11 protein-coding genes are annotated in these 17,010 nt (G+C 70.6%); 4 read left to right on the forward strand and 7 right to left on the reverse strand.

Going from position 1 to position 17,010, the window contains the following annotated elements:
* Positions 1–12: 12 nt before the first annotated feature.
* The 3 genes from ACIBTS_RS36575 to ACIBTS_RS36585 form a co-directional block, all read right to left on the reverse strand.
* Positions 13–246 carry a hypothetical protein gene (locus ACIBTS_RS36575; protein WP_399324993.1) on the reverse strand — a complete coding sequence of 78 codons (234 nt, stop codon included), beginning with the start codon at positions 244–246 and terminating at the stop codon, positions 13–15.
* 518 nt (positions 247–764) lie between these two features.
* Positions 765–1,517, reverse strand: a complete 753-nt coding sequence (locus ACIBTS_RS36580; RefSeq protein ID WP_334577471.1) for a GntR family transcriptional regulator — start codon at positions 1,515–1,517, stop codon at positions 765–767.
* A gap of 205 nt (positions 1,518–1,722) precedes the next feature.
* Positions 1,723–2,985 (reverse strand): DUF4190 domain-containing protein, encoded by a 1,263-nt coding sequence (locus tag ACIBTS_RS36585; RefSeq protein ID WP_399324994.1) that lies wholly within the window; start codon positions 2,983–2,985, stop codon positions 1,723–1,725.
* 105 nt (positions 2,986–3,090) lie between these two features.
* Here ACIBTS_RS36585 and ACIBTS_RS36590 point away from each other — a divergent pair, with 105 nt between their 5' ends.
* From ACIBTS_RS36590 to ACIBTS_RS36605, 4 genes are all read left to right on the forward strand, one after another.
* Positions 3,091–4,266, forward strand: coding sequence for a serpin family protein (locus ACIBTS_RS36590; protein WP_399324995.1), 1,176 nt, complete (start codon positions 3,091–3,093; stop codon positions 4,264–4,266).
* 69 nt (positions 4,267–4,335) lie between these two features.
* Positions 4,336–5,280, forward strand: coding sequence for a kinase (locus tag ACIBTS_RS36595; RefSeq protein ID WP_399324996.1), 945 nt, complete (start codon positions 4,336–4,338; stop codon positions 5,278–5,280).
* Between the two features lie 193 nt (positions 5,281–5,473).
* A complete protein-coding gene (locus ACIBTS_RS36600) occupies positions 5,474–6,043 on the forward strand; it encodes a TetR/AcrR family transcriptional regulator (RefSeq protein WP_399324997.1) in 570 nt (189 codons plus the stop codon).
* A 33-nt stretch (positions 6,044–6,076) separates the two neighbouring features.
* The gene (locus ACIBTS_RS36605; protein WP_399324998.1) at positions 6,077–6,613 is read left to right on the forward strand and encodes a hypothetical protein; all 537 of its coding nucleotides are present in this window, start codon (positions 6,077–6,079) and stop codon (positions 6,611–6,613) included.
* Between the two features lie 46 nt (positions 6,614–6,659).
* On the opposite strand, the gene ACIBTS_RS36610 is transcribed toward ACIBTS_RS36605, so the two are convergent.
* The 4 genes from ACIBTS_RS36610 to ACIBTS_RS36625 form a co-directional block, all read right to left on the reverse strand.
* Positions 6,660–9,299: a glycosyl hydrolase gene (locus tag ACIBTS_RS36610; RefSeq protein ID WP_399324999.1), complete on the reverse strand. Its 2,640-nt coding sequence runs from the start codon at positions 9,297–9,299 to the stop codon at positions 6,660–6,662.
* Positions 9,300–9,772: 473 nt separating this feature from the next.
* The gene (locus ACIBTS_RS36615) at positions 9,773–12,964 is read right to left on the reverse strand and encodes an RICIN domain-containing protein (protein WP_399325000.1); all 3,192 of its coding nucleotides are present in this window, start codon (positions 12,962–12,964) and stop codon (positions 9,773–9,775) included.
* A 310-nt stretch (positions 12,965–13,274) separates the two neighbouring features.
* Positions 13,275–15,128, reverse strand: a complete 1,854-nt coding sequence (locus ACIBTS_RS36620) for an RICIN domain-containing protein (protein WP_399325001.1) — start codon at positions 15,126–15,128, stop codon at positions 13,275–13,277.
* A 78-nt stretch (positions 15,129–15,206) separates the two neighbouring features.
* Entirely contained in the window at positions 15,207–16,943 is a 1,737-nt protein-coding gene (locus tag ACIBTS_RS36625) for an amylo-alpha-1,6-glucosidase (RefSeq protein ID WP_399325002.1), read from the reverse strand.
* Between the last annotated feature and the right edge of the window lie 67 nt (positions 16,944–17,010).

A 17,010-nucleotide genomic window follows, 5' to 3' on the forward strand; every position in this document is an offset into this window, starting at 1 on the left:
CCGTGGGATACGTCAGTTCAGGGTGCCGTCTCCGTGCTGCGCCTGGGCCTGGGCCTGTGCCTGGGATTCGCCCTGGCCCTGCCCTATGCGTTCGACCCAGTACAGCTGTTTGTGGCCGCGGCTGTCGAGGGTGTCCGCGATCCCCTGGGCCTCGGCCCGGGTGGCATATCTGCCCACGCTGTAGCGATTGCCGTTGTCGTCCTGCCGTATCACCAGCCAGGGCAGAGCGATGGTGCTGTCGTTCATCGCCCCCCACTCCCCCTTCTCGCCCCGGGCCGTCCGGATCCCGTACGCGGCACGCCGTGCGCCCCGCCTGCCAAGGAAACCGCAATCCGCATATGCCCGAGCGTACGCCTTACCTTTACGCACCGAACACGGCTTTGCACAAAGAGGTACGCAACCAGCCAAGACGCAGGGGGCGCACGGGACCGAGCGCGCCGTGCGCGCGCGGCGATGCGTCCGGTTGGCGGGGATCCGGGCGCCTACCGGGCGACCTGCGGGAACGGCAGGAAACGACCGGATTCCGACGGCGGTCGGGCAGCCCCGCGAGGCGCCGATACCGGGGGCAACTGCCGGAAGGGTGTGCGCCTCCCGGACGAATGCACTACCTCCCGGGCCGCGCTCCCGCCTCCACCGCTTCGCTTCCGCCACCGGTGGGCGACCCGCCACGCGCCGCGGCGGCCGAACCGGCCTTACTGGTCCCGCTGGCCTTACTGGTCCCGCTGGCCTCACTGGTCCCGCTGGCCTCACTGGTCCTGCTGGCCCTACTTCACCGGTAGGTGGTAGGCGACCTGGTAGCGGTCGGCCGGGATCACCACGTCGGCCGTCTCGACCGGGCGGCCGGAGGCGTAGTACGTGCGGTGGACGACCAGGACGACGTGTCCCGGGACGCCACCGAGCGTGAGGAGTTCCTCGGCCAGACCGGGCCGGGCGCCGACCTCCTCCGTGACGTTGTCGACGATGACGTCGATGGCGCGCATCCGCTCGACGACGCCCATGCCGCCGAGCGGACCCTCCTCGGGCAGCATGACGGGGGTGCGGCCGGTGACGGCTAGGGGCTCCCAGGAGGTGGACAGCATCATCGCCTCACCGGCCTCCCGGAAGACGTACTTGGTGCGCATCACGCGGTCGCCGACCTGGATGCCCAGCCGCTCCGCGACGTCGACGCACGCCTCGACCTGCTCGCTGCTGGACTCCCAGGTCCCGCGGTGGTGCCCCTCGGCCTGCTCCTGACGGAACGGCGTGGCGCCGCTGACGGGGCGGTAGCCGGAGCGGGCGATCCGGCGCGGCACGGGCCGCTCACGCACGTACGTGCCCGACCCGGAGCGGCCCTCGACGAGGCCCTCGGCCATCAGCACCTTGCGCGCCTCGAGCGCGACCGTGTCGGAGACGCCGTACTCCTCGCGGATTCTCGCCTGGGACGGGAGACGGGTGTGGGGTGGCAGCGACCCGTCGGTGATCTTCTTGCGAAGATCACCCGCGACACGCAGATACGCCGGCTGCTCACCGAATGTCACTGGCCACTCCCATCAGGTTGTACAGACAGCTACAGCCTGGCAACCGTGGGTTGTGCCATGCAAGCAAAGGCCAGAGAATCACTCGATGTGATGACATCTGCCCGGGAAACGCTTTACCCAGGCACTTTCTCCCCGCTATGGACGTAATCACACGCGTGAGCACACGCATGAGCACACACATGAGCACGCGTGGTCATACAGGCGATCACACATCCAGACCGCTGTCGCTGTCGCCCCGGCCCGCGCCGCCGCCTCCCCTCCCGCCGCCGTCCTCGTCGTACGTGGGCGGGGTCGTGGCCAGCCCCAGGGCCTTGCGGACGGTGACCGTGGAGCGGCCGTCGACGTACTTGTAGGCGGTGTCGTAGTGCGTGTAGAAGCCGTCCACCGTCGTGGCCTTCTCCGCCGCCGCCCACTCCTTGCCCGCGGCCCGCATGTCCTTCACCAGGGCCGCGAGGGGGGCGCGGGCCTTCGTGGACCAGGTGTGCGCGCCGAGCGCAGCCGCCTGTTCGTCGGTCGCGTCGCCGATGTCCCCGGCCCAGGTCCGGTTGCTCGCCAGGTCCTCCTCGGCGTATGCCTCCGGCTCCTCGAAGAGGACCTGGTCGACTGCGGTCATCGCCTTCAGGAAGGCCAGTTGGTCGGCGTCGAGGGTCGTCTCGTCGGTGCGCAGCGAGCCCGTCAAAGTGCCCTGCTCGTCCGTGTTGGCGAACACGCAGGTGATCTCGTGGTCGCCCCACTCCCAGCTCTCGGAGGTGGGCGTGAGGTAGTAGACGTCGACCTCGTCGGTCACCGCCCAGGCGTCCATCGCATAGGCGTTCTCCAGGTCGTAGCACTTGTCCTCGGCCACGTCGGTGACGCGGTCGTCGCCCGGGAAGTCGCTGCCGGACAGCGGGACCGTGGCGAACACCTCGGCGTCGTGCTCACCGGCGCAGGCCACCTCGTCGACGTCGTAGACGTCCTCGTCGAAGGTCTTGCCCGGCACGTCGAAGCAGTCGCCCTTGGCCAGCGCGAAGCTGGAGTTGGGGCGCGCGCCCTCCTTGAACCCGTCCCAGAACTCGGAGGCGCCGCCCGTGGCCAGCGCCAGGACCCACAGCGCGAGCCCCACGGAGGACAGGATCGCGCCCACGACCGCCATCCCCTTGCCGCGCTCCCCCCGCTTCTTGATCTGCACCAGCGCGATGATCCCGAGCACCAGACCCACGGCCGGTACGAAACAGAGGATGCCGAGGACCAGGGCGGCGATGGCCACCCCGTTGATCGCCGAAGGCCGCCCGAAGGGGGTGTACCCCTGCCCCCACACCGGGTAGGGCGCCGCCCCGTAGGGGGCCTGCGGATACGGTCCCGGCCCGGGATACCCGGGCGGGCCCTGCGGGGGCGGGGCGAAGGGGTCCTGCGGGTACGGACTCTGCGGCTGCGGAGGCTGGTACGGGTCCTGGGGCTGGTGGGGCCCGGGAGGCGGAGGTATGGACACGAGTACCGTGCTCCTGGTTTCGGACGGTCAGGCGGTTGTCGAAGCAGAACGACTGGGCGCATCGTAAGCGCGGCACGAGCCAAGTCGAGAGTGGGGGAGTCGGTCGTGAATACGACGATCCGGGCGGTGAACGGCCTCACCGCCCGGTGGGCGGGGGCCGTGGACGCGGGCGGGCGCGGCGCCGTCTTCTCGGCGGCGGGGGTGTGGCCGCTGCTCGCCTTCCTCGCGGACGGGGCGTCGGGCCCGGCGCGGGAGGAACTGGCCGGGGCCCTCGGTGTGCCCTCGGGCGAAGCCGCCGCCGCCGGGCGCGAGTTGCTCACCGCGATGGAGTCGACGCGCGGTCTCGACACGGCCCTGGGGCTGTGGACCAAACGCACCCTGGAGCTGCGGGAGGCCTGGGAGGCGGGGTTGCCGACCGGGGCGCACGGGGTGCTCACCGGGGACCTGGCGGCCGACGCCGGAGCCCTGGACGCCTGGGCGGTGAAGCGGACCGACGGGCTGGTGGAGCGGATGCCGGTCGTGCTGCGGGACGACACCGAGATGGTGCTGGCGAGCGCGCTGACGCTGCGGACCCGGTGGCTGCGGCCCTTCGACGAGGTCCCCCTGCGCAGCGCCCACTGGAACAGCCGCACCTTCCTCGGCCTGTCGCGCGAGACCCTGCTGCTGGACCGTATCGGCGTCGCGGACACGCCCGACGGGCACGTCACCGAGCTGAAGGTGTTCGGCACCGACGGCATCGACGTCCATCTGCTCCTCGGCGAGGAGGACATGACGCCGGGGCAGGTGCTGGGGGCGGGGGTGGGCCTCCTCGCCGGCCGGCACCCGGTCGTCCCCGGCCCCCGGCTCCCCTACGGGGAGGTCGGTCCGGGCCTGCGCGTCACGAAGGAGCGGTCCAGGACGCCCGCCCCGCCGACGCTCCACGTCACGACGGCGGCGTTCGGTGTCGCCGCCGACCACGATCTGCTGGCGCGCCACGAGCTGTTCGGGCTCACGGCCGCCCGGGACGCGGACCACGGCCACTTCCCCGGTATCAGCGCGTTTCCGCTGGCCGTCGGGTCGGCTCAGCAGTCGGCGACGGCGGAGTTCGGCGCGGAGGGCTTCCGGGCGGCCGCGGTGACGGCGTTCGCCATGGCGGCGGCCGGCGGGGTGCCTCAGCTCCGCTGGATCACCACGACGTTCAAGGCCCGCTTCGACCGCCCCTTCGGCTTCCTCGCCCTGCACCGCCACACCCGGCTGGTGCTGGCGGCGGGCTGGGTCACCGAACCGAAACCGTTCCCCTAGGGACCACGCGGGATCGGCAGACGGGAGGCGGGAGGGCGGACGGTGTCGTCGACGCGGACGGCCATCACCATGGCCGCAGACACGGGCACGGGCACAGACACAGACACGGGCACGGGCACAGACACGGGCACGGGCACGGCTCCCGTGCATCACGGCGAGCTGTTGCAGGGCGCGTTCACCGGTCCGTCGGGCGCTCCCGTGCGCGCCCTGGTCACGCTGCCCTGCCCGCTCCATATGACGCGGGCGACCTTCACTCCGGTCCCCGGCGGCGAGGTCACCGTCTCTCCGCCGTGGAAGGAGAAGGCGCGCCGGGCGGCCGAACTGGCCCTGGACGGACGGAAGTTGCGGACGGGCGGCCATCTCGACCTGGTCGGGGACGCGCCGCCCGGCCGTGGCTTCGGCTCCTCCACCAGCGACGTCCTGGCGGCGGTCCGGGCCGTGCGGGACGCGTGCGGCGCTCCCCTGACGGCGCGGGAGGCGGCCCGGCTCGCGGTCCGCGCGGAGACGGCCTCCGACGCGCTGATGTTCGAGGAGAGCACGGTGCTGTTCGCGCAGCGCGAGGGCACGGTCGTCGAGGACTTCGGGCACCGTCTGCCGCCGCTGCACGTCCTGGGCTTCGGCTCCCGCGCCGGCGACCACGGCGTGGACACCCTCGCGCTCCCCGCGCCCCGCTACGACAGCGCGGAGATCGCCCGCTTCGACCGGCTGCGTGTCCTGCTCCGCCGTTCCCTGCGCACCCAGGACGCGGCTCTGCTCGGCGCAGTGGCGACCCGGAGCGCGCTGCTCAACCAGCGGCACCTCCCCGTGCCGGGCCTCGACCGCCTCCTCGCCGCGGCCCGCGCCTGCGGCGCTCTCGGCCTCCAGATCGCCCACAGCGGCGACATCGCGGCCTTCCTGTTCGCCCCGGAACCCGCGGCAGTCCTGACGCCCCGCGCCACGCGCGCCCGTGAGCTGTTGCGCGGGGCGGGCGTCGAGGAGTCCTGGGAGTTCGACATCGGCGCCGGCCCGCGGTGATGCGCTACCCGCCGCACCAGAAGTGGGCTCACCCCCGGCTGCAAGTCCGACTACTGCCCCTCCGACGAGGACGTGAAGGAGACCCTGTACGTCCTGCCGGGCTCACCCGCGCGGGAGTACGCCCGGCATCCCACTGACCCAGCAGGGAAACCGATCCGTTTTTATTCTTCTGGAATCGAGTTAACCTCGCAGCATGACCACCGAGGCGAAGCCCAGCTCCCGCGAGCGGCTGCTGGAGGCAGCGGCCACACTCACCTACCGTGACGGTGTCGGCATCGGCGTCGAGGCGCTGTGCAAGGCGGCGGGGGTGTCCAAGCGTTCCATGTACCAGCTGTTCGAGAGCAAGGACGAACTGCTGGCGGCGAGCCTGGAGCACATCACCTCCGCCTACGTGGCGACGCTCCTGCCCGCGGCGGACGACGGCCGTTCGCACCGGGAGCGGATCATGCACGTCTTCGAGCAGGTGGAGTCGCAGGCGGGTGCGCCCGAGTTCCACGGCTGCCCGTACCTGGCCGCCCAGATCGAGCTGAAGGACCAGAACCACCCGGCGAGCCGGGTCGCCCATCGGGTCAAGGCGAACCTGACCGCGTTCTTCCGCTCCGAGGCCGAGCAGGGCGGGGCGAGCGACCCGAATCTGCTGGCGCGGCAGCTGATCCTGGTCTTCGACGGCGCCAGCGCCCGCGCGGGAATTGGAGCGGACAACCTGACCGGGCTCGTCGCGCCCACGGTGACCACCCTGCTCGACGCGGCGGACATGCGCTGACAGGACATCGAGAACGGGCCGGGAGGCACGGGAATGCGCTGGTGGGCCGGAGGCTGTGCGATCGCCGCGGTGACGGTCCTCGCCGCGTGCGGCACGACGGGCGGCGGCGGGTCGGCGGCCGGCGGCTCGTCGGGGAGTACGCCGACGGGGCCGCCGTCCGGCACACCGACCCACACGTCCGCGCCGCCGTCGCCCTCCGCGCCGTCCGTCACGCCCTCTCCCCCGGCCGCCGGCTGTGCAGCGGGACGGACAGAGGTCGCCGTAGCCCCGGGTGACCCGGTCCAGCGGCCGTTGTGCGTCCGGCCCGCGACGGTGGTCTCCCTGGTCCTGCGGCCCCGGTCGGACGACCGGCGGTGGACGGGCGTGCGGAGTTCCGCGCCAGTGTTCGTCCTGGTGTCCGGATGGCGGCTGGACGCGGACGGCACCGCCCACGCCACGCTGCGAGCCGCGGGCGCCCGGGGCGGCAGCGCCCGGATCACCGCGCTGGCGAAGGCGCCGGACATCGCGGGTGCGGCGAAGGCCGCCTTCACCCTGAACGTGAACGTGGTCCCGTACCCGCGGGAGGGGTGACCTCGCAGAACCCGGGGTCACCCCTCGCTTCACCGCACGGTGTGCGTCAGCCGCAGTCGCGCACCTGGACGGTGTAGATGCCGCGGCCGTGGGTGGCCGCGTACAGGGCCTTGCCGTCGGGGCTCAGCTTGAGCTGGAGCACGGCGACGGCCGGGAGAGCGCCGACCCGCTGCCACTTGGTGTGACCCGGGGCGCGGTAGACGACGCCCAGGTCGGTGGCGACGGCGAGGCCGCCGTTCGGGGTGACGACCGCGGAGTTGGTCGGCACGTCGGGCAGGTCGGCCGAGATGTCCTTCCAGGTGGTGCCGCCGTCGGCGGACTCGAAGACGTGGCCGACGCCCGCGCCGGGACCCTCGGTCCAGTGCCGGGAGAAGCCGTTGACGGCGAGGAAGACGTGGTCGGCGTTCTTCGGGTCGACGGCGAAGCCGCTGAGGTAGCGGTTGGGCACGGTGCCGTCCACGGGCAGGGTGATGTCGTGCCAGCCGGTGCCGTCCACGTTGCCGACGGAGATGCCGCGGGCGAAGCCCTGGTTGTTGCAGGGCCCGCACCAGGCCGCGTACACCTTGCCGCCCGATGCCGCCACGGCGGTCGCGGTGCGCCCGGCGCCGAGGTCGTACACGCTCTTCCACTCGTCGCCGCTGCGGATGGCGTAGCCGTGGGTCTGTACCCAGATGTGCCGGCCGCCCGCGATCCACGTCGAGCTGCTCTTCAGGTCGGCCGCGAGCGGGGCGATGAAGCGGGCCTCGCTGGTGGCGTTGTCGGCCGGGGCGACGTTGTACGAGGTCGCCTTGGTGGCGTCGTCGACCCAACCGCCGTTGTTCACCGCACAGTTCTGGGTGACCTGGATGGCGAGGTAGACGTATTCCTCGGCGATGTCGCAGCCGTTGGCCGGGTCGGTGAGCGTGTCGCCGCCGTCACCGCCGAAGTTGGAACCCATCACCTTGTCGTTGCTCCGCAGGATCGACTGGCCGTTGTCCTGCAGACCGCCGGTGACCGAGACGCCGCCGTGGTCGAGGTCCTTGCCGACGCCCACCGAGTAGTACTGCAGGGTGTCGATGGTGCCGTCGTTCAGCGAAGTCCAGTCCGTGGCGTGACCGGAGGCGTCCTGGGAGCCGTCGACCGGACGCTTGTAGACGCCGCCGTCGTTGCCGACGTAGACGAAGCTCTTGCCGTGGTAGCGGCCGATCGCGACCCCGTGCTGGTCGGAGTGCGTGGTCTGGTGACAGTCACCGGACTGCTTGGCCGGGTCGATGGACCAGCAGGGGAAGGTGAAGTTCCAGTACGGGCCCACGGTCGACCAGGTGGAGCCGCCGTCCTTGGTCTCGTAGACCTCCTCCAGACCCGCGTACACATGCTTCGGGTCGCTCGGGTCCACGGTGAGGAACTGGTTGTACCAGGCCTGCACGCCCGGCATGTAGCCGCTGGACGTCAGCGCCGAGCCGTCGGCGGCCAGGCCCTTGTAGTCGGCGATCCGCGTCCAGGGCCCGAACGGCGAGGCGGCGCTGTAGATGCCCATGAGGCCGCTGTCCGGGTTGGATGCCATCTGCTCGGGCGACTGGTCGACGGCGTAGTAGCGGGAGCCGTCGGCGGCGCGGGCGAAGGTGACCGTGCCGACGTTGTCGGCGTCGGTGGGCAGGTCGCCGAAGCCGCTGGCGATCCGCGTCCAGACGCCGCTGGAGTTCTTGGTGTAGAAGCCGTTGTAGTCGTCGCCGCTGCGCCAGCCGACCGCGAGGATCACCCTGGAGGGGTTCTTGGGGTCGATGGCGACGTCGTTGGCGATGTTCTTGTACGCGGCCGCGTCGTCGTGCGCCTTCGAACCGCCCGGCAGATAGTCGGGGTTGGGCGCGAACTCCAGCTTCCAGGAGCCCTTCAGCGACTTGACGGAGTGGCTCCACACGCCCGCGCTGGTCGCCGCCCACACCTTGCCGCCGCCGAAGCGGAGCTGGCGGATGGTGGTCGACTCCAGCTCGTCGCCGCCGACCCGGCTGCGGGCGGAGAAGGTGCCGTGGTGCGGGTCGGACAGGAGGTAGACGCCGCTGCCGAGGTAGGCGTCCGCGTTGGTGGTCGCCTCGCCGGTGCCCAGCCACAGCCGCCCGCCGCCGTCCAGCGCGAGCGCGCCGGTCGACTGCGAGGGCAGCCCGTCGCTGATGGGCTGCCAGTTTCCGCCGCCCTTCCTGGACCGCCACACGCCGCCGCCCGCGCTGCCCGCGTAGACGTATCCGTCGTCGTCGGCGGCGATCGCGGCCATCCGGCCGGTCACATTGCCCGAGCCGCCGCTGGAGTTGGAGTCGATGTCCCGGTAGCGGGAGTCGTCGGAGTTGTAGGGCAGGTCGGTGACGTTGCGCCAACTGCCGCCGGTGCCCGGCAGCTTGGTCAGGCGGGTCCAGGCGGCGCCGTACGCGCCGGGGGCGACGATGCCGGGCGAGGTGCGGGCCTCGGCGTACTGGTCGGCGCCCTCGGCTATCTCGTCCGCCTCGTTGCCGTCGTCCCCGTCCTCCCCCTTCAGACGGGGACTCATGGCGCCCACGGACTGCTCGCGTTCGGCGGCGAGCCGGGCGAGGGCCCGGGCTCCGTACGGACTCTTGCTGTTGCCGGACGCGGCGCCTGCGGGGGTCGCGACGAGGGCGGCGGATGCGGTGATGGCGCAGATCGTGAGCCATCGTCTCTTACGGGATGGTGCTGACACCAGATCCTCCGGAAACGGGTGGTAGTACAGCCGTTGGGGAGAACCCGATCACCGGCGGCGGAAGGCGTCCGGCATTTGGACGAGCCTTGACCGGCCTTGACCAGAACCTGTCACAACCGTCGGGGCAGGCGCCTCATCTGAAGGTACGCAGGGAAAGCACCGCGGCGAGGTGGTGTTCGGCGTGCTCGCGGCGGGCTGCCTCCAGATCAGGAAAGGACGATCAACAGCCATTTTGCGACGCCACGAATGGCCTGCAACCGGACCAACTTGCGGACAGCTGCGGTCCACACAACGGCCTGACCTGCTTTCTCGCAGGTCAGGCCGTTTGTCCACATCCAGTCTGCCCGCGGCCTGGCGCGAGCGAACTCGTTCAGCAGCCGGGCATGCGCGGTCACTGAACGAGTTCGACGGCGACTCTCCTGAGCTGCGGTACGGGTTGCGGGCCTCCGCCCTCCTCCGGAGTCGCCGTCAGCTCAGTCCTTGCCGGCGAGCCTCCAGATCTGGTTCTTCTTGGTGGTCAGGGCGCTCGCAGCGTCGCAGGTCCACTGGTGGACGAGGGCGCCGGGCGCGGTCGAGATGGTGCTGACGTCGACGCACTTGCCGCTGTGCACGGCGACGAGCTGGTAGTCGTGACTGTTGCCGAGCGCGGTCACCGGCCTGAGCGTGAAGCGCTGGTTGGTGCCGTTGAGGCAGGTCCACTGCTGGACGGCGGCGCCGTCGGCCGTGGAGAGCTGGCTGATGTCCAGGCACTTGCCGCTGTAGTGGTTGACGACGGTGTAGGTGTCGGTCGTACCGGCGACCGGGTGGAAGTCGAAGACCTGCTCCTGGCCGCTTCCGCAGGTGTTCTGCTGGTACTGGGTGCCGTTGGCGGTGGACTGGCCGGGGTTCTCGAGGCAGAGCCCGCTGTGCTGGGCGACGGCTGTGGAGGAGAACCCGGTCGAGGCGCCGATGTGCAGGCTCGTCGGTGCGAAGGAAACCTGGTCGAGGTGGGGCGCCGAGCTGGAGCGCATGGGCTGTCCGATGTCGCTGCCGCCGCCGGAGTAGACCACGCCGATGGTGGTGCCGTCCCAGTTGTACAGCTGCGAGGCGGTGAACTTGACGGTGTTGGCGCCCTTGGTGAGGGTGACGGGGACGGTGTAGTCCTGGAACTGGTTCCAGTGCAGGGTGCTGGCGAAGTTGACGCGGTTGGGGTTGCCGCCGTTGACGCTGACGTCGGCGTGCTCGGCGTACAGGTCGGGGTTGTAGTGGTTGGAGGGCAGTTCCTCGTTGTTGGCGAAGCGCATGGTCATGGCGTAGGTGCCGGCCGTGGGCGCGTTGACGTTGAGGGTGAGGGAGTTGGCGGTTCCGTTGCCGATGCCGGTGACGACGCCGCCGTTGGCCTGGTTGTAGGTGGTGTCGACGGCCGCGGTGCCGGTGAGGGTGCCGTTCTCGGCCTGGTAGGTGACCACGTTGCCGGTGGTGACGGGGTCAGTGGCGCTGAACGGGGTGACGGCCAGGTCGTCCAGGGCGAGGGTGCCGCTGGAGCCGGTCACCTTGACCTTGTTGATGCCGCCGTTCAGGTAGACCCGGTTGGTCGAGGTGGACCAGGCGCCGGTCGTCGCGCCGGAGAGGGTCTGGTCGTTGACGGTCCTGCCGTTGACGGTGAGGGCGGCCTGGCCGGTGTTGCGGTAGCGGGCCGTCAGGTCCGCGTACCCGTCCCGCGCCGAGTAGACCCAGAACGTCGCGGACTTGCCGGAGGTGAGGTTCACCGCGCCCGCGCCGGACTGGCCCTGGGAGGTGTAGGCGGCAGTGGCGCTGTCGGAGAGGGCGGCCTGCTCGGCCTCGTAGAGCCTGGTGCCCTGGACGGAGGCGTCCTTGTACTGGAGGTCGATCTTGTCGATGATCGCGTCGCCGACGGTCGTCGCGCCGTTGTCGCCCGTGGTGGCCAGGGTGATGGTGTGGCTGCCCGCGGTGAGGTGCACGGTGGCGTCGTCGTGTCCCCACACCACCCACTGGAAGCCGACGGGTATGTCGATCCTGGTGGAGGCACCGCCGTCGACCCGCGCGTAGATGTTCGTCGGGCCCTGGACGTCGGGGTCCTTGGCGTAGCTGTTGCCGAACACGGACAGGTTGTAGTCGCCGGTGGTGGGGACGTTGACGGGGAAGGAGATCACCGCGGTCGAGCCGGTGCGCAGGCCGCCGACGTCCTTGGTGCCGGAGGTGGCGAACTTGCTGACGTTGCCGGTGGTGCCCTCGGTGTTGATGTTGTAGCTGCTGCCGCTGAGCGTGGCGTTCTCGGCCTCGTACGTGCCCGTCCAGGTGCTGTCGGAGGCGGTGGCACTGCCGGTGCCGCCCGGGGAGACGATCACCTGGTACGCGGACATACGGTCAAGGGCGATGGGGACGGTGATGGAGCCGTCGGCGCCCACGGCGACGTCGGCGTCGGAGAGCCGGGTCGGGGTGGACGCCGCGCCGATGTAGCCGCTGTAGCGGTCCTGGAACACGCTGACGTGCACGGTGCTGCCGAAGACGGCCGGGTCGATGTTCTTGATGACCGTGTCGGAGGCGCCGCTGGTGCCGCCCCCGGCGAGGATGACCCGGGCCTGCTTCTTGGCCGTGTCCAGGATCGCCAGGCCCTGCAGGGTGTACGCGGCGTTGGCCCCGGTGCTGGTGACCTTGACGGTGTTGCCGCCCTTCATGGAGCTGTACCAGTTGTACAGCCACCACTGGGCGTTGGGCGTGTTCTGAGCGGCGGCGGAGTCGCCGAGGTTGCCGTTGATGTTCCAGTACGGCAGGTTGCCGTCGACCTTCTCGTCCTCGATGCCCGCGATCCACTGGACCATCTGGCCGGGGTCGGTCAGGTGGTAGCGGTGGGCGTACTCGTTGAGGTTGACGGTGATCGGGCTGACCCCCGCGGAGGCCTCCGCGGCCCGGTAGGCGTCGACGGTGCTGCGGACGTCCGCCGGACTGCCCAAGGTGTGCCAGGTCACGACGTCCGGCAGGCAGTTGTTGGCCTTGCAGTAGGAGACGAAGGTGCCGAGGGTGGAGGCGCTGAAGCCGGCGAGGTTGGGCCCTGCCAGCCGTGCCGCGGGCCAGATGCCCTTGATGAAGTCGTAGGTCTGCTTCCACTCGGCGTTGAACGCGGCCAGCGTCGACGAATTGCTGCGCATGCCGTTGAACCAGCCTATGTCGGGCTCGTTGTAGGGCACGAAGACGATGTGGCTCGCGTAGGGGCTGGACATCGCCTGCTCGACCTGGGTTCTCATGTACCCCTGGTACTGCGCGTAGCTGGTCCGTTCGTAGACCGCGCGGTACACGTCCGTCATGTAGATCATGACGTCCCTGCCGCCACTGTCCACGAACGGCTTCGCGATCTCCAGGGCGTCCGAGCCGGGGTGCTGCTGTCCGTCCTGGTACTTGGTGTTGGTGGTCGTCAGCCCCATCCCCTCGATGAGGTTGTTCGTCGGCACGTCCGGTCCGTACAGGCCGTACAGGGCGCCGGAGGCGCCGCCGCGGAAAGCTCCGGTGGTGTTGCCGAGGTCGACGGTGAGGGTGGGGTTGGCGGCGGAGGCCGGCGTCGCCGTCACGGCGGTGACGCCGGCGACGAGGGTCAGCGGAAGCAGCGTCGTCGCGACGCCGCGCAGAAGGCGTCTCGCGGCCGAGCGTCTTTGCCCGATTGCTGGCATGTGCTTACGTCCCTTCAGGGATAGAGCTGTTGGTGCTGTGCCGGCCCCCGTGCCGGACGTGTGGGTGGGCTGTCGCCGGCGGATCAGGCGACGGTGGCGTCGGTCCCGGTGTGCTCGCGGCGGTGTGCTCGCGGCCGAGCAGCAGGTAGCTGCTGGCGGTCCAGGTGTAGGAGCGGTCGTGCAGGCCCGTTCCGGTGCCGCCCGGCCCAGGGCGGCCCCCAGCACCGAGCCAGAGTCCGCCCGGCGCGTCAGTCCGGCCGGCCCGAGTGGGGGCTCCCTGCGGCGCTGGGAACCCCCGCCGGGGGACAGGTCAGCCCATGCCCTGGAGGCGCCAGATCTGGTTCTTCTTCCAGGTCATGTCGCTCGCCGGGTCGCAGGTCCACTGGTGGATCACCGCGCCGGGTGCGGTCGAGATCCCGCTGACGTCCACGCACTTGCCGCTGTGCACGGCGACCAGCTGGTAGTCCTTGCTGTTGCCGAGCGCGGTGACCGGGTTGAGGGTGAACATCTGGTTGGTGGTGCCGCTGCAGGTCCACTGGATGACGGCGGCACCGTCGGCCGTGGAAGCGCCCGAGACGTCCAGGCACTTACCGCTGTGCTCGTTCACGATGGTGTAGGTGTTCGCCCGGCCGGCCACCGGCTTGAAGTCCAGCATCTGCTGGTAGCCGCCCTCGCAGTGGTATTGCTGGTACTGCGTGCCGTCCGCGGTGCTGAGGTTGGTGTCGTCCAGGCACTGACCGCTGTGCTGTACCACCGCGACCGTGGAGACGGTCGTGTTCGACGGCGGCAGCAGCGTGACCGTGTAGCCGTCGGTGGCGTCCGTCCACGGCACGTTCACCGAAGCCGAGTTCCCGCTCACGGTCAGGGTCTGGTCGGAGACCGTCACCGGACCCGTCACGGCGCCGCCGCTGTTGTTCGGTACGCGCTGGACTATCGCGCGTACCCGGCCGTTCTCCACCACCGATGTGGTGTCGAGGCGGTTGAGGTTGACGGTGACGTTGCCGGTGTTGCCGTTGTTGCCCAGCAGGATCTTCGCGTTGCGTGCGGTGTTGTCCTTGGTCGCCAGCCCGTCGGTGTTGGTACCGGGCGTGAGGTTCACGATGTTCCCGGTCTGGGAGCCGTAGTACCGGTAGAGGAACCACTCACCGAGCGGCAGGTACTGGCCGGAGCTGTTCTTGGTGAGCAGGCTGGCCGCGTAGTCGTGCAGGCTGGGGCCCCCTCCCCAGTTGGAGCGCAGGCCGTCGGCGCCGGCCCGCTCCAGACGGCTGATGAACCAGCCGCCGCCACCGGGGTTCTGCTGCTCGCGCCCGGCGTACTCGTTGATCTGGTACGGCCGGGTGTTGGTCAGGCCCGCAGCGGCGAGGGTCGAGTTGGCGTTGCCGACGGCCGTGACGGGGTCGTGCGGGATGGCATGCCAGCTGTAGATGTCGGGTGCGACGTTGTTGGCCTTGACGTGGTTCAGGAAGGTGGTCCACCAGGAGTTGGAGGAGCTGGGCGGGTTGGCGGTGCTGGGGCCGACGATGAGCTGCCCGGGGAGGTTGGCCCGCACGGCGGCATGGAAGCGGGACCACATCTGCAGGTACTGGCTCTGGGACCGGCCCCAGAAGCCGCTGAGGTCCGGCTCGTTCCACAGGTCCCACTCCACCGTCATGTTGTTGGCCTTGACGTCAGAGATGAGCTGGTTGACGAAGTTGTCGAACTGCGTCCAGTTGCCGTTGTCGCCGGGAAAGCCCGTGCTGGTGGTGCCGTCGGCGCCCCACAGGTCGTGCGGAAGGATGACGAACGTGCCGCCGAGCGCCTTGGTGCGCTTGTACTGGGCAAGGGTGGCGTTCCAGCGGGTCTGGTATTCGGCGAAACTGGTGGCGTAGCCGCCGCCGTTGAGCTGGGCGCCGCCGGCCCGCTCGAAGTGCCACTTGATGTCCTTGAAGAAGTGGTCCGGCGGCAGCGACCCGTCGGGAGTCAGCCCGTAGATCATGCCCGAGGCGCGGTAGGTGGGGGCGCCCCCGGCCGTGGCGAAGTCGACGGCGACGGTGGTGTCCGCTGCCTGTGACGAGGCGGCGGGTATCAGGGTCGCGGCCAGGGTGGCCAGGAGGACGGCTGCGGACGTGACGGCTCGGCGTCTGGTGCGGGGTGCGGGTCCGGGTGGTGCGGAGAGCGCCTTCATTGTGCGGCTCCTAACACAGGCTGAGGGGGGGGAAGGACCGGGGACTGAACGGCCCCGGGGCTTGGGAGAGACGGCCGGTCAGCGGCTGCCCCGGTGTGCGTGTGCCTCGGCGAGGAGCAGGTAGCTGCTCGCGGTCCACGTGTAGGCGCGGTCGCGCAGGCCGGTGCCGGTGCGGGCGTCGAAGTTCTCGGCGAACCCGTGGGTCTCGCACAGGGCTCGGAAGCGGGCGCTGATGTCGTCCGCGAGCCGCTGGTGGCCGGCGCGGCGCAGGCCGTCCTCGACGAGGACAGTGGCGGGCGCCCAGATGGGGCCGCGCCAGTAGCCGTCGGCCAGGTAGTGCGGGGAGGTGGGCAGTTCGGTGGCGAGGCCGTACGGGGTGAGGTGGGCCTTGATGTGGTCGGCGAGCGCGCTGCCGACCTCGGCGGGCAGGTGCTCGCCCAGCGCGATGGGCATCAGGTCGAGGAGGCTGTCGCTGCTCCAGGTCTCCCCGGTGGCGGCCGAGCTGGCTATGAACCTGTCTCCGGTCCAGAGCTGGTCGAGCAGCGCCGCCTGGGTCTCCTCGGCCGTCCGTGTCCACCGGGTGGCCTCGTCGGGCTTTCCCAGCTCCTCCGCCAACTCGGCGAGTTGGTGGAGCTGGAGGACGAGGAAGGCGGCGAGGTCGGCGGTGACGACCACCCGCTCGGGGTCGAAGGTGGTGGCGTTGTCCCAGCCGCTGTCGTTGCCGTGCTGGTAGTGGGCGAGGTCGGCGTCGGGAGCCCGTCTGGCGGTGAGCCAGAAGTTCGTCCAGCGTTCCAGCCGCTCGTACGCCTCGGCCAGTTCGGCCCGAGGGGGAGGTGTCGGCAGTCTGCGGCGCAGGTGGCCGAGGGCCCAGCCGTGGATGGGCGGTTTGACGAAGTTGTAGAGGACCTCGGAGTGGGTGACCGAGTCGGGCAGGGCGCCGCTCTCGTCCTGGTGGTCGAACGGCAGCTGGTACTGGTCCCAGGCCAGTTCGGGAGCGCCGGGTGCCAGGGCGAGAGCGTTGAAGCAGTGGTCCCAGCTCCAGACCTTGTCCATCCAGTGCTTGGACATCAGCACGCCAGGCCGCGTGACCAGCCCCTTCGCCCCCACGGTCGCCGACCAGACCACATAGGCGGCGAGTTCGGCGGCGGGGGTGGCTGCGGAACGCCAGGGCGCCACGGCGTCCACGAAATCCGCGAAGGCACCCTGTGCGGCCGTCACGACGTCGTCGAAGGCCACCGGGGACGCGTACGGCGGGCGGGCGGTGTCGAGTTCCTCGATCGCGATCTCCCAGACGCCGTCCGCCTGCGCGGTGATGACAACACCACGGTCGCTGCGGCCCAGGGCCTGGGCTCCGGCCACCTCGGCGACCGTGCCGGAGAGCACGGTCACACGGTAACGGCGTCCGGTCTCGTACGACGTGAACACGTACCCGTCGGCAGCGGGGTCGTGGAAGAAGTACGTGCCGCTGAACGGGGTCAGGGTCTGCGCGGCGGCGAAGACGCCGAAGTCCAGGCCGCTGCCCCGCAGGCGTACGGTGTCCGGCGACGCGTAGGCGAGCTCGACGCGGCCGCTCTCGCCGAGCCAGGCGAGCAGGCCCGGGGTCGCCTCGACGCGGGTTCCGGCCCGCTCGCCCGTCGCCGGGTCCAGGGGGGCCAGGCGCAGGACACCGTGCATGCCGTTCTGGTGCGAGACGAGGTGGAGGTCCTCGGCGTACGTGTTCTCCGCCACCACGGGCGAGATGTCGAACCAGGATCCGTACGTGCTGAACGGGATGTCGTGGACGGAGAAGGCCGGGCCGGATCGGGCGGCGGTCATGTGGCGTGACTCGTTTCTGGAGCAGGGGGGCCGGCCGGCCGGCGCGGGAGAGTGCCGGTCGTCGTGG

This window comes from Streptomyces sp. NPDC050121 (genome assembly GCF_044460385.1).
GTDB classification, from domain to species: Bacteria; Actinomycetota; Actinomycetes; order Streptomycetales; family Streptomycetaceae; genus Streptomyces; species Streptomyces soliscabiei.

What these genes read in the sequence shown, in the direction of transcription:
- ACIBTS_RS36575 (WP_399324993.1), bottom strand. Translation starts at nt 246, where the DNA reads ATGAACGACAGCACCATCGCTCTGCCCTGGCTGGTGATACGGCAGGAC.
- ACIBTS_RS36595 (WP_399324996.1), top strand. Translation starts at nt 4,336, where the DNA reads ATGGCCGCAGACACGGGCACGGGCACAGACACAGACACGGGCACGGGC.
- ACIBTS_RS36600 (WP_399324997.1), top strand. Translation starts at nt 5,474, where the DNA reads ATGACCACCGAGGCGAAGCCCAGCTCCCGCGAGCGGCTGCTGGAGGCA.
- ACIBTS_RS36605 (WP_399324998.1), top strand. Translation starts at nt 6,077, where the DNA reads ATGCGCTGGTGGGCCGGAGGCTGTGCGATCGCCGCGGTGACGGTCCTC.
- ACIBTS_RS36615 (WP_399325000.1), bottom strand. Translation starts at nt 12,964, where the DNA reads ATGCCAGCAATCGGGCAAAGACGCTCGGCCGCGAGACGCCTTCTGCGC.
- ACIBTS_RS36620 (WP_399325001.1), bottom strand. Translation starts at nt 15,128, where the DNA reads ATGAAGGCGCTCTCCGCACCACCCGGACCCGCACCCCGCACCAGACGC.
- ACIBTS_RS36625 (WP_399325002.1), bottom strand. Translation starts at nt 16,943, where the DNA reads ATGACCGCCGCCCGATCCGGCCCGGCCTTCTCCGTCCACGACATCCCG.